This is a genomic window from Geobacillus sp. C56-T3 (genome assembly GCF_000092445.1).
Classification (GTDB): Bacteria; Bacillota; Bacilli; order Bacillales; family Anoxybacillaceae; genus Geobacillus; species Geobacillus thermoleovorans.
The window spans coordinates 2,168,568-2,181,335 of sequence record NC_014206.1; the positions used below are offsets into that span (position 1 = coordinate 2,168,568).

The 12,768-nt window shown below is 47.7% G+C and carries 10 protein-coding genes; 1 reads left to right on the forward strand and 9 read right to left on the reverse strand.

Going from position 1 to position 12,768, the window contains the following annotated elements:
- Positions 1-15: 15 nt before the first annotated feature.
- Positions 16-1,569 (reverse strand): AMP-binding protein, encoded by a 1,554-nt coding sequence (locus GC56T3_RS10810; RefSeq protein WP_041468779.1) that lies wholly within the window; start codon positions 1,567-1,569, stop codon positions 16-18.
- A 113-nt stretch (positions 1,570-1,682) separates the two neighbouring features.
- Positions 1,683-2,777: a cupin domain-containing protein gene (locus GC56T3_RS10815; RefSeq protein ID WP_013145553.1), complete on the reverse strand. Its 1,095-nt coding sequence runs from the start codon at positions 2,775-2,777 to the stop codon at positions 1,683-1,685.
- Positions 2,778-2,992: 215 nt separating this feature from the next.
- On the opposite strand from GC56T3_RS10815, the gene GC56T3_RS10820 reads away from it, so the two are divergent.
- Positions 2,993-3,772: an IclR family transcriptional regulator gene (locus GC56T3_RS10820; RefSeq protein WP_013145554.1), complete on the forward strand. Its 780-nt coding sequence runs from the start codon at positions 2,993-2,995 to the stop codon at positions 3,770-3,772.
- A 155-nt stretch (positions 3,773-3,927) separates the two neighbouring features.
- Here GC56T3_RS10820 and GC56T3_RS10825 read toward each other — a convergent pair whose 3' ends face one another.
- The 7 genes from GC56T3_RS10825 to GC56T3_RS10855 form a co-directional block, all read right to left on the reverse strand.
- Entirely contained in the window at positions 3,928-5,106 is a 1,179-nt protein-coding gene (locus tag GC56T3_RS10825; RefSeq protein ID WP_013145555.1) for an acetyl-CoA C-acetyltransferase, read from the reverse strand.
- Positions 5,107-5,124: 18 nt separating this feature from the next.
- Positions 5,125-6,666, reverse strand: a complete 1,542-nt coding sequence (locus GC56T3_RS10830; RefSeq protein ID WP_013145556.1) for a class I adenylate-forming enzyme family protein — start codon at positions 6,664-6,666, stop codon at positions 5,125-5,127.
- 28 nt (positions 6,667-6,694) lie between these two features.
- A complete protein-coding gene (locus GC56T3_RS10835) occupies positions 6,695-7,195 on the reverse strand; it encodes a DUF3237 domain-containing protein (protein ID WP_013145557.1) in 501 nt (166 codons plus the stop codon).
- 6 nt (positions 7,196-7,201) lie between these two features.
- Positions 7,202-8,554: an aromatic acid/H+ symport family MFS transporter gene (locus GC56T3_RS10840; protein WP_013145558.1), complete on the reverse strand. Its 1,353-nt coding sequence runs from the start codon at positions 8,552-8,554 to the stop codon at positions 7,202-7,204.
- Between the two features lie 152 nt (positions 8,555-8,706).
- Positions 8,707-9,486 (reverse strand): enoyl-CoA hydratase/isomerase family protein, encoded by a 780-nt coding sequence (locus GC56T3_RS10845; RefSeq protein WP_013145559.1) that lies wholly within the window; start codon positions 9,484-9,486, stop codon positions 8,707-8,709.
- A 68-nt stretch (positions 9,487-9,554) separates the two neighbouring features.
- Positions 9,555-10,415 (reverse strand): 3-hydroxyacyl-CoA dehydrogenase family protein, encoded by an 861-nt coding sequence (locus GC56T3_RS10850; RefSeq protein ID WP_013145560.1) that lies wholly within the window; start codon positions 10,413-10,415, stop codon positions 9,555-9,557.
- A gap of 106 nt (positions 10,416-10,521) precedes the next feature.
- Positions 10,522-12,741 carry a helix-turn-helix domain-containing protein gene (locus GC56T3_RS10855; protein WP_013145561.1) on the reverse strand — a complete coding sequence of 740 codons (2,220 nt, stop codon included), beginning with the start codon at positions 12,739-12,741 and terminating at the stop codon, positions 10,522-10,524.
- Positions 12,742-12,768 lie beyond the last annotated feature (27 nt).

Sequence of the window (12,768 nt, forward strand, 5' to 3'; positions counted from 1 at the left end):
ATCCACTCCTTTTCTCTACTTGACTTCCATCTGGGCATATTGCTTCCGCAACATTCCTTTGCTTACTTTTCCCGATGCTGTCGTCGGCAATTCGCTGATGATTTTTAAATATTCCGGTAATTTATATTTTGCCATTCCCGCCTTAAGCAAATATTGCTGCATGTCCTCAAGTGAAAACGTTGTTCCTTCTTTCAAGGACACGATCGCACAGCCGCGCTCTCCGAGCCGTTCGTCTGGAACTGCGATCACTGCCGCTTGACGAATATGCGGATGTGAAAGCAAAACTTCTTCAATTTCTGCGGCGTGCACTTTCAGTCCACCACGGTTGATAATGTCCTTTTTTCGACTGACATAATGAACGTATCCTTTTTCGTCTTTCCATCCTAAGTCTCCAGTGAGGAAAAAACCTTCTTTCGTCATGAATTGCTGAGTTGCGGCTTCATTTTTATAATATCCTTTAAACAGCGAACGACCGCGAAAACCAATCTCCCCTACTTGCCCGTTTGGCAATGGCCTGTGGTTCTCGTCAAAAATGCCGATTTCCCCCGTCGGGCACGCCCGGCCGACCGTATCAGAAGCGAGATGTGGCGCATCATTCGGTCGCGTAAACGATCCCGCTCCAATTTCCGTCATCCCCCATTGGGCAACGATGCTGCAACGGAAACGCTGACGGAACGATTCGACCATCCAAGCCGGAATTTTTGTCCCCCCTGTTAAGACTAGACGTAGTTTTGATGGATATACCTTTGTCTCATCCGTTCCTTTTAATATATCAATCAAATGGGCAGGTGCAGCTACACAAAAGGTGACTCCATGCTGGCTGAAAGCATCTAAAACACGCTCAACCGAAAATTGCGATAACATCACTTGAGTAGCTCCGCTATAAAGGCCCATTAAAATCATCGGCAAAGAAAACATATGACTCATCGGCGTCAAACAAAGCATGACGTCATCGCTCGTCAATCCATATTCCTGCCCATTGTGCAAATGGGCAGGAATAAATGTCTCATACGTATGGATGACGGCTTTCGGGTCAGACTCCGTTCCCGATGTAAACAACATCATCATTGGATCGTCCGGGGAAACCTCGCCGTGATCCGCCGAAAGTCCGTTTCCTGTCAGCATCGCATCGAAGCTATAATGATCGGGCTGCTTTCTTCCCCCAACGATGATGATGTGTTGCAACGTCGGAATCATCTGACGGAGTGATTCCATCATTTCTGCATGATCGAATCCTTTCCATTGATCAATGGAAATGACTGCTTTTACATGGGCAAACGAAAACATAAAGGACAGCTCTTTTTGCCGATACACTAAGTTCACAGGCACCATGACGGCTCCCAAGCGCGCCAAAGCTAAATGGACCACCACAAACTCCCAGCTGTTCGGTAGCTGTACTGCCACGGCGTCGCCTTTCTGCACGCCCAAATCTCTCAACCGCTCAGCCAGCTGCAAAGATCGTTCGTTCACTTCCACAAAAGACAGTGCATGTTCCTCATCAATCATGGCGGTCTTATCCCCATAACGCGCCACTGCATGCTCAACAATGTCCTGCACCATATTCGGCATTTGGACCTTCACCTATACAACCCCCTCTTTTTGATTGGCTTACACAGACGCCAAATCAAATCATCTGGATCATTTAAAATCGCCAGGCGCACCTTGGAAAAACGGTATATATGTTAAACTCGAGAGAGAGGCTCGAATACATCAATGATAGATTGATAGCCGCCGTTTTTGTCATACGCTTCTTCTCTCTCCAAATCAAGGCGCTCCATGATCGGCAAATCATTAATGGAGAATAAATGGGCGTCTCCCGCTCCTGTATTGACATGCTCGTGCCAACTCCAAGGCGGCAAAATGAAGAAATCGCCTTTCGCCCATTCAAATTTGACTCCGTTGATTATCGTGTATCCTTCACCGTCAAGAACGTGATACACGGCGCTGTGAACATGGCGGTGCGCCTTTGTGTGCATGCCAGGGGTTAATTTTTGCATCGTCGTTCCAATGCGCAAATCCGCTGATCCCCCAGTCAACGGGTTAATGTAATCAACCGCATAGCCGTCATACGGATCAGGATCAAGCTTGGACAAGTTCTCAAGCACTTGTTTCGTTGTTTTCCATTTATAGGCGATCAACGGAGAAGGATAGCCTTTTCGCTTCCGGTCGGAAACCGGACGTAACGCCCCCGTTGCATATTTAAACGTTGAACCGTTGTGAGGACCAGAAACAGGAAATACATCTTCAGAATACGGCTCAAAGAACGAACCAGCAAAGTTTCTTACCAGCCCAACATCGAGGCCATCCATCCAAATAACCGGTTCCGTCCCTTCATGGCCGTGATCGTGCCACGTCCATGCCGGTGTCAAAATCAAATCTCCGCGCTCCATATATGTTCGTTCGCCATCGACGGCCGTATAGGCCCCTTCTCCTTCAATAATGAATCGGATCGCCGATTGACTATGGCGATGCGCAGGCGCCACTTCGCCTGGCAACAACAGCTGCACTCCGACGTACAGTGTGTTGGTCGAGTAACCAATTAGACCTTGTTTCAATAGCGATGGATTTTGCAAATAAATGACTCGACGCTCGCTCTCTCTCCCTAAGCGAAGCAACTCTCCAGCCTCGAGCAAATACTTACGGATCGTCTCCCACTTCCACAAATACGGCATAACCTCGTGATCAGGCTCAGGCGTCACCATTTTGCCAAGCTTCTCCCACAACGGCCCTAAATACACTTTCTCCAATTCTTCATTAAGACGGTCAAACGCTTTCATTTTTGTGTCCTCCATTATCCTCTCTCCCCTCAATTCGTATAGTGAATTAATAATTCATTTTTGCAATTTAAATAATACAACAAAACCAGATATTTGTCAAACTATTTAAAATATAAAAATAAATAACACTTCATCTTCTCTCTAACCTGGGCATCGGCTATCTCTTTATGTTACAATGAGTGTTGAAAACGAAATCGCTACAGAGGAGCACAATCATGAGAAAGGTAAATGTGGAGACGATTCGTTCAGTGGAACGCGCGGTTCAAATCTTGAACTGTTTTAGTTTTGAACGCCCTGACCTCTCTATTGAAGAGATTGTTACGAAAACAAAACTAGCGAAAGCCACTGTTTACCGCCTGTTATGGACGCTCGAAACGCAAGGACTGATCCATTACGATCAAAAGGAAAACGTATACCGCCTCGGTTATAAAATGCTCGAATACGGTGGAATCGTTCTCGAAAACCTAGACATGCGACGCGAGGCGGAACCGTTTTTGCATGACTTGCAGTCCCAAACAGGCTATACAGTCTTATTTGCTGTGCGCCAACAAGACAGCTTGCAATACGTCATCCGCCTTGACAGCGACGAAGGCTTTCAGCCACGCTCATATATCGGGCGCCGGCGCGTCCTGCATTACGGGGCGCTTGGAACAACCATCATGGCATACTTGCCCGATGAAGAGGCAAAGGCGATTCTCGAAAAATATCCATTGGAGGCCCATACGCCGAACACGATCGTGGACAAGCATCAATTTCTTGAACGTTTGCGTCTCATTCGCAAAGACGGATTTTTTGTCGATAAAGACGAAACATTTATCGGTTTTACGGCGGTCGCCGCGCCCGTTTTTGATCGAACTGGCATCATCGGCGCCATCGGGCTGGCCGGCGCCACATTTAAAATGGTGGAAACACTGCCTGAGCTGATCCGCCAAACAGTCAGCACAGCCCAACATATATCGAAACGACTCGGGCATCTTTCCTATTCCCCTTCCTAATTAGGAAGCTGTTTCTCGTCCCCGAAATTAATGCAACAATAAAATACGGCGGTTTTTCCTGTTGCATATGGAAAAACCGCCGTTGCGATCATTTGCTCCTCGACTTCCCTTGTAAAAGCACTGTCCAGTTCTTTTTGTGTTTATCTCTTAACCCATTACAGTCTTTCCCAGATCGCCGCAATGCCTTGGCCGCCGCCGATGCATAGTGAAGAAACACCGTATTTCTTTCCTCTTCTTTTCAACTCATAAACGAGTGTCAACGTGATGCGCGTTCCTGAAGCTGCCAATGGATGGCCAAGCGCGACCGCCCCACCGTTGACGTTGCCTTTGTCATCATCAAATCCCAGTTCCTTCTGGCAAGCCAAATATTGGGCTGAAAATGCTTCGTTGATTTCAATCAAGTCGAGGTCATCAATTGATAAATTCGCTTTGTCGAGTGCCTGGCGAATCGCTGGAACAGGGCCAATCCCCATATACTGCGGTTCAACTCCGACGATGCCCCACGAAACGAGACGGGCGAGCGGTTTCAATCCGCGCTTGGCAGCATAGTCCCCCGAGGCGACAATAACCGCGGCCGCACCGTCGTTCATCCCACTGGCATTGCCTGGTGTCACGACTCCGTTTTCGAGAAAGCGCGGTTGAAGCGCCCTTAACTGCTCCAAACTGGTCTTCCGCGGATGCTCATCGGTGTCAACGATCATTTCTCCTTTTTTTCCTTGCACGGTGACGGAGACAATTTCTTGGCGGAAATACCCATTGGCCATTGCCGTAAGCGCCCGTTCATGGCTGCGGAGGGCATGTTGGTCAGCCTCTTCGCGCGTAATGTCATATTTTTTCGCTAAATTTTCTGCTGTTATAGCCATGCTACAGCCGCCAACTGTGTCATACAGACCATCCCACACCCAGTCCTCCACCGTTGGGCTGCCTAATGGTGCTCCCCAGCGCATGCCTCGGATGACGTGCGGCACTTGGCTCATGTTTTCAGTGCCTCCCGCCAACACCACTTCCGATTCTCCGGTTAAAATAAAGCGCGCCGCCATGATAATTGTCTCGAGTCCCGTTCCGCACAACCGGTTCACCGTCACAGCCGGCACGTCGATGGGCACCCCGGCCTTCAAGCCGACGTGGCGAGCAAGCAAGTGAGCATCCCGGCTTGACTGCTGGACATTGCCAAATACAACATGGTCGATTTCTTCTGGCTCGATTCCTGCTTTTTTCATCGCTTCCCGCGCCGCAATAGCTCCTAAATCGGTCGCGGAGATTTCACGAAACGAACCGCAAAATTTAGCAAATGGCGTTCGTGCTCCTTCAATCAACACAATATCCGTAGACATATTCTCCCTCCCAAATATTCAATATTCTTTTAACATTTCTTTTAATTTCCCCTTCTGAATTTTTCCGCTCGCCGTCGTCGGGAATTGATCAACAAAAACAACTTTGTTTGGAAGTTTATAGTCCGCAACCAATGGACGTAAAAACTCGATGATGTCTGCCTCGGTTATATGAACGCCTTCCTTGGGTTGAATAACAGCGCAAACTGATTCGCCTAATACTGGGTCAGGCAAGCCGACTACTGCCGAGGCGAAAACGACTGGGTGCTGCTGCAAAATCGTTTCGATCTCTTTCGGATAAATGTTGTACCCTCCACGGATGATAAGCTCCTTTTTCCGTCCGATAAATCGAATATATCCGTATTCATCCATCATCCCAAGGTCGCCAGTATAATACCAACCGTCCTCATCAAGCACCTCGGCGGTCTGTTCCGGCATGTTGTAGTATCCTTTCATGACACCAAACCCTCGGCAGGCGATTTCCCCAATTTCCCCTGGTGGAAGCGTCTCTCTCCGTTCATTGACAATCTTCACTTCATTTCCTTCCAACGCTTTGCCGACCGTTTCAAATATTCGATCTTCTTCTGCCTCAAACGGGGTGATCGTAACAGAGCCAGTCTCCGTTGTCCCGAACGATATGCATAACGTCATTCCCATTTTCTCACGTATCGCTTTTACCGTCTCCAACGGACAAACATCCGCTCCCGTCATTCCTGCGCGCAATGACGACAAATCGAATGACTCACTATTCAATACGTTTAACTCCATATGAAGCATTGCCGGCACAGCATGATGAATCGTTACTTTTTCTTTTTCGATAAGCCGCAGCGCCTCTCTTGGGCTGTACCTTTCCTGCAGCACCATTTTTGCCTGGCTGTATACAGCGGACATCAAGTTGCACGCCATGCCGAACACATGGAAAATCGGCGTACAAATAAGAAACACATCATCTTGGTTGCACCTCAAGCTGTCGGCAATCGCCACACCTGATTGGACGATGCCGCGATGAGTAATCATCACTCCTTTTGGCGCTCCAGTCGTACCAGACGTGTATAAAAGACAAAACAGGTCATGTTGCGGATCAATCGTCACCATGGGAAACGATTGATCAGTTGCATAGGCCATAAGCTGTTCCAAAGAAAGGAAGCCTGATTTGACAAACCGAACCGTAATAATTTGATCAACACTGGTTCCAATGAAACTCAATCCGATATGCTTTTCGATTTCCTCACATACAAAAACAGCTTTCATTCCAGAATTTTTTATAATATGTTCAACTTCGTGCTGTCGATATTTCGGATTAAAAGGAACAACAATCGCTCCAATTTGGGAGATGGCAAAAAATAGTTGGACCGTTTCCAACCAGTTCGGCAAACAAACGCCCACCCGATCCCCTTGCTTGATGCCGAGCGAGACTAGAGCTGATGCCAACTGGTGGACTTCCTTGTGCAAATCACCGTAGGTGATTCGGCGCCGCAGGTCATAGATGGCCTCTTTGGATGGATTGTCCACCGCAGCTCGTTCCAATAGTTGAGGAACAGACAAAACACGAACGGTTTCCATCTCTCCCCGTCCCTCCGTTTTTCAAAAGTTAACCGGCTTGATAAAACGTGATTTCCACTTCCGTTGGCTTTCGAATTCCTTCCCCAACAAACACCATTTTATTCAAAAAATCATATCGTCCGCTTTTCACTTCAAAAATAGGGGTCGTTTTAAAATAATAAGAGTCCCGCGGCACATCTTCGCCGCGGAATATTTTATCGATGATTTCTTTCGACCCGTGTCGGTATCCTTTATTGACAACATAAATAGGCACCCCATCATCCGTCTCGATCACATAATGGGCGAGCAGCTCTGCTACCCCATCTCTCCGAATCAATTGATAGTCCGCCCCTCCAGGCAACACCTTTCCCCGCATTAAAGGTCCCTCAAAACTTCCACCGAGAATGGGGATCACTCTTCGGTGCCCATATCCGACATCTCCTATTTCAATCGGTTTTCCAACCTTAATGTGAGCAGTAAATATATGTTCAAATCGGATGGTTGTTCCCTTCTTTCTATGAAATTGGCCTTCTCCGTCTCTACAAAGCAGTTTTGTTCATGAAACAGTCACTTGCCCACTCTCTGTCTTCGCTTGCTCGTTGCGATAGATTGCATACTTTTCTTGCACGAGCAACACGGCAAGGCCCCCTAATACCGCGGCGCTTGCGATAGCAGCAAAATTATATTGAGGCGGCAAGTTAAGGGACAGCAAAACCCCAACAAATGTCGGTGCAACAATGCCACCAATTCTGCCGAACGCCATCGTGCTCCCTAAAGCAGTGGACCGCATCGCTTCCGGATAATATTGAGAAACAAATGCATTGGCAATGTTTTGGACACCTACTGAGGCAGCTCCAATAATGGCAATCAGTGCAAAAGCAACGATTGTACTGCTCATAAAACCGATCAGCGATAAAGCGACCGCTCCACAGAAGAACAAAGGAACAAGCACCCTCTTAAATCCCCATTTATTCACTAACGGACCGAAAACTATAGTGCCCACGATCGCCCCGATTTGCATTACAGCGGTGAATGCAAGGCTGGAACTCAAATCATACCCTGCTTTCATCATCAACCGGGGAAGCCATGTGTTCATTGAGTAAATGAGAACAAATGCGCTGAAGCAAGATAACCAAAACATCACGGTGCTAAACGCCCGATTCTCCGTGAATAATTTCACGATAGGCAAAGAGACTTGAGTCTTTCTTTCAGGCTTGACTAGTTCAACCACACCATCATGACTAATATGAGGATCAATCAAAGCAAGAATTTTTCGTGCTTCCCCTTCCCTTCCCTTTTCTAGAAGAAAACCAACCGACTCGGGAACACCTTTCATTAAAAACGGAAGGAATAATACCGGAACACCCCCGATCCAATAGATGGACTCCCACCCAACCGTCGGCAAAAGCGCCCGGCTCGTCAACGCAGCGGCAATAGCACCAACTGAATAACCGCAAAAAATCGAGGCAACAACGGCTGTGCGAACTCGTTTTGGAAACATTTCTGTCGCTAGCGCAATGACATTGGGCATAACGCCGCCAAGACCAAGCCCAGCAATAACCCGAGAGATGGTAAATAAAATTGGATTTGGAGCGAAACCGGCAAGGAAGGTAAAAAAGCCAAATAAAAATGTAGTCAACAAGATAATTTTTTTGCGTCCCATTCGATCGGCTAGCATGCCAAACAATACCGCTCCAATCGCTGTTCCTATGACTGTATAGCTGCCGATGGCACCAGCTGTGACATCTGAAATCCCCCACTCTTGAATCAATAAAGGAACCGAAGCTCCATAAATGACGACATCATACCCATCAAGCGTAATCACGAGAAACAGCCAAATCATAAGCCAAATATGGAATGAACGGACCGGGCTATTGTCAATCACATCAGCCGGATGAATTTGTTTCACATGGGTTCCCTCCCTCAAATATATTTACGTTTTTGCTCTTGCCATCCACCGCTTTGGGATGCTAGTCAAGACCGATTCGTTCCCCAAAGGCAGTAAACATCTATCCGGGTCAGAACTTGCTTAATAACCCTGTTCTCCGTTACTGACCATATCTATTTTCCACTAAACGCCGGCTTCCGTTTTTCAGCAAACGCCCGCATGCCTTCTTTTCGATCTTCGGTCGCAAAGGCGTTTCCAAAGCAGGCGGTTTCCACCATCAACCCTGACTGCAAATCCACATTGGCTCCTGTGTTGACCGCTTCTTTCAACATGCGCAGGGCCATGGTCGGTTTTTGCGCCAATTTTTCGGCCCATTCTTTTGCGGTTGGCAGCAATTGATCGGCCGGAACGACTTTGTTCACTAAATGGATGGCAAGCGCCCGCTTGGCATCGATCATTTCGCCGAAATAAAGCAATTCTTTCGCCACTCCTTGACCGACGATGCGCGGCAGCCGCTGCGTCCCGCCGCCGCCCGGGATGATGCCGAGGTTGACCTCTGGGAAGGCAAACTTGGCGTTCTCTGAGCAAATGCGCAAATCGCATGCGAGCGCCAACTCGCAGCCCCCGCCAAGCGCCAGTCCGTTCACCGCCGCGATTACCGGTTTGGAGGCGTTTTCAATTTTTAAAAACGCGATTCGTGAAATTTTGTTCATTTCCATCATGCCGGCCAAATCCAAGTCCATCATTTCACGAATATCGGCCCCGGCTACAAACGCTTTTTCCCCCGCTCCGGTGATGACCACGGCCCCTACTTGTTGGTGGGCTTCGAGCTCATCAATCAAAGCAGATAGCTCTTGAAATACTTTTGTATTCAACGGATTGAGCGGAGGGCGGTGAATGGATACAACCGCCACTCGGTTTTCGATTTCACATTGCAAAAATTCATAGTTCACGGTTCATTCCTCCTCCTAGAATTTTTGGCAACCTAGGGTGACGTATGGCGAGCATCGCCGCTCCACCCTCATCGGACATCATCGTAATCGTAAAACCCGGCTCCCGTTTTTCGGCCGAGCCTTCCTGCCCGGACAAGCTGTCTCAGCAATAAAGGCGCTGCAAATCGGTCATCCTTAAACTCTTGATAAAAATAATCCATGACATGAAGGCCGATATCGACCCCGGCAAAATCTTGCAGCGTAAACGGCCCCATCGGGTAGTTCAAGCCGAGCGTCACCGCTTTATCAATGTCTTCCATCGAAGCCACTCCCTCCTCGACGAGGCGAATCGCTTCGATGAACTGCGGAATCATAATGCGGTTGACGATGAATCCTGGGGAATCTTTCTTCACCTCAACCGGTTCTTTGTTCAGCTTTCGGGCAAGCTCTTTCGCCTGTTCGACCGTTTCATCGCTCGTTTTGTATCCGCGTACGACTTCGACGAGTTTCATCAGCTGCGGGGGATTGAAGAAATGCATGCCGACAACTTGGCTTGGACGGTTGGTGGCAGAAGCGATTTCTGTGATGGACATTGATGACGTGTTCGTCGCTAGGATGGCGTATTCTGGTGCAATGTTGTCCAATTGAGAAAAAACTTCTTTTTTCACCTCCATGTTTTCGATGACAGCCTCAATAATGACATCCGCCTGCCTCATTTCCTGTAAGCTTGTCGATCCTTTCACCCGTTCTAGCACCTCATGTTTTTGCTCGGCGGTTAATTTCCCTTTCGCCACGCTTTTATCCATAAATGCTTCCATCCGCGAACGTGCTTTTTGTAGCATGCGTTCGTCGATGTCTACTAATATGACATCAAATCCCGATAAAGCGGCCAAGTTGGCAATGCCGCTTCCCATCGTGCCTGCTCCTACGACTCCGATCGTTGATGTCATTTGTCAAGTCCTCCTCTGTTTTTTTAGAATTTTCTATATTATCTTTGCTATTGATTATAAAAAAGGTGAAAATAAAAAAATACCTGCATGATGCAGGAAAACACGCTTATCTTTTCGACATTTTGGCGGAAGGCAGACCGTATAAGTCGTATAATTTCAACGCCATCATCAAGTTGAACCGTTGCTCTGCACCCTGCAAAGAAAAACCGAGCATTTCTTCAATCTTTTCCAAACGATATTGAAGGGTGCTGCGGTGAATGTACAGCCTTTCAGCAGTTTCCGTTAAATGGCCGTTGCAATCAAGGAAAACGCGAACTGTTTGCAGCCAGTCGGCATTCCGCCCCACGGAATGCCGGAGCAACGGACCAAGGTATTTGTCGACAAAAAGTTTCGCGGCCTCTAATTCTTTTAAATGGTGCAATACCGTATACGCCCCGAGTTCATCAAAAAACGCCACGCTTTTTCCGGGAAAATTGCGGATCATCACTTGCAGCGCCTGCATCGCCTGCCGGTAGGAAACATAATAATCTCCAATCGACGAGGCCTTTCCACCGATCCCTAAAAAGACACGGTACGACGTCTTCTCTTCGTTGATCCATCGGCTTATCCGCTGGTGCCATTCGCTCCAATATTTCTCCGGCTTCTTTCTTTCTCTTGCCGCTGGGGCGATCAAAATATATTGGTCTTCAACAGCTCCGTACAACAAGCTGGAGTCCTCGGCGGCAATTCGCACTTTTAGCCGGTTCCAGAGCACCGTCTTCTCCGCATTTTGTTTGACTAAATCAACCGTCCCGTTCGATTCATCCATCTGCAAGTGCAACACAGCAAGCCGATGCTCTTCGAAAATGTTCCATTGAAATACATTGGCGTACTGAATGATGCTCTCTTCATCTTCGATTTCTGCGGCCAGCAACTTATGCAAAAAACTGTCTTTCAGCTGTTCTTTTGTCTCAAACACGAGTTTTTGTTTCATAAATTGAATCGAAAAAATATTGCGGGCCAACTCAACACCAAGAAGAAAAAAATCGTCCATTTCGTTTGGCGATGTCTCAATGGCTAAATAGCCAACCGCATCTCCACCATTATGAATCGGCCAAACCACAATCGACAAATCTGATAATCCTTCGAGCTGAATATGTCCGCCCATACGGCTTTTCCCTAGCACTTGATTGAATACCTGCTTCGCAATTTGCTGTAGCTGTTGCCCGCTCAGCCCACTTCGTTCATGTGCAATTGGCCTCATAAAACGGTCAAACACGATGACCGCTTTATCAAACATGTGGCTTACTGTTTTTGTAATACCGTGAAAATCTTCATGTCGAATCGTTTCTTTCATCAATTTTTGTTGGTATTGAAGCAGGAAACGCAAGCGGTTGGTATGATCCCGCTCCTGTTGGTACAGCCGGACATTTTCCAGCATCACGGCCACGTAGTTCGCCAGCATGTCCAAGATCTCGACATCTTCTTTTGTAAATGTCCCTTCGTTTTTCCGTTCGACGTGCAAGACGCCGATCGTTTTGAAGTTGACGACCAGCGGCACCGTTAACTCATCTCCGCCTGGTCTCTCCAAGAAGGGGAAATAATCGCTGACCCGATAGTTATTTTTCATCATCACTTGTTTCGGACTCGCTACTTTGCCGTATAAAGGGGGATGAACAACGAAGCTGTTGTCCTCTTCTCTGTATAAATACATACAGGCGCCGCCCGCATTCGTCCCCTTGCCCGCCCGTTCAACGATTTTTTCGACAAACTGCTCAAGCGGCGTATCCAATGAAACATGCTGCGCCAGCCACTGAAGGCCGACCATTTTTCGCCGTTGGGTTTCTTTTTGCCTGGCGACTGTAACAGCAAGGGCAACATCTTCTCCAAAATCGTCAAACAACTGCCTCGCCTCAGCCAGCAAAGAAACATAACGGCGAAATCCGATCATGCAAATGCCATATTCGCTTTCTTGATCCTTAATGGGAACGCTGAACCACGTTTTAATACCGTTTTTCCTCAACAATTCGATCAGCAAACACGGGCTGTCCTCTTCCACCTCTTGAAATGTTGTGCTTCCTTCAAACAGCCGCGGCAAACAATTGGCCATTGCGATCGGGGGATGGGGGATTCCGCGCTGAAAATCTCCTTGATATAACGTCGGAACAACATGGTCTCCTTCCTTTAGCACAATCGCAATCAAGTCGCACTCTAGTTCCTCACGAAATGAGTTCACCAAGTATTGCAGCGCTTCCCCTTCCGTATTAAACTTCACCAGTTTCCGCGCTGTTGTCCGCAAATGATTTTCAATTTTTTTCATCAGTTTTTGCCGCTTGTTTTCGTCCATGGTGCTTGCCTCCTCCTAGAAATATTG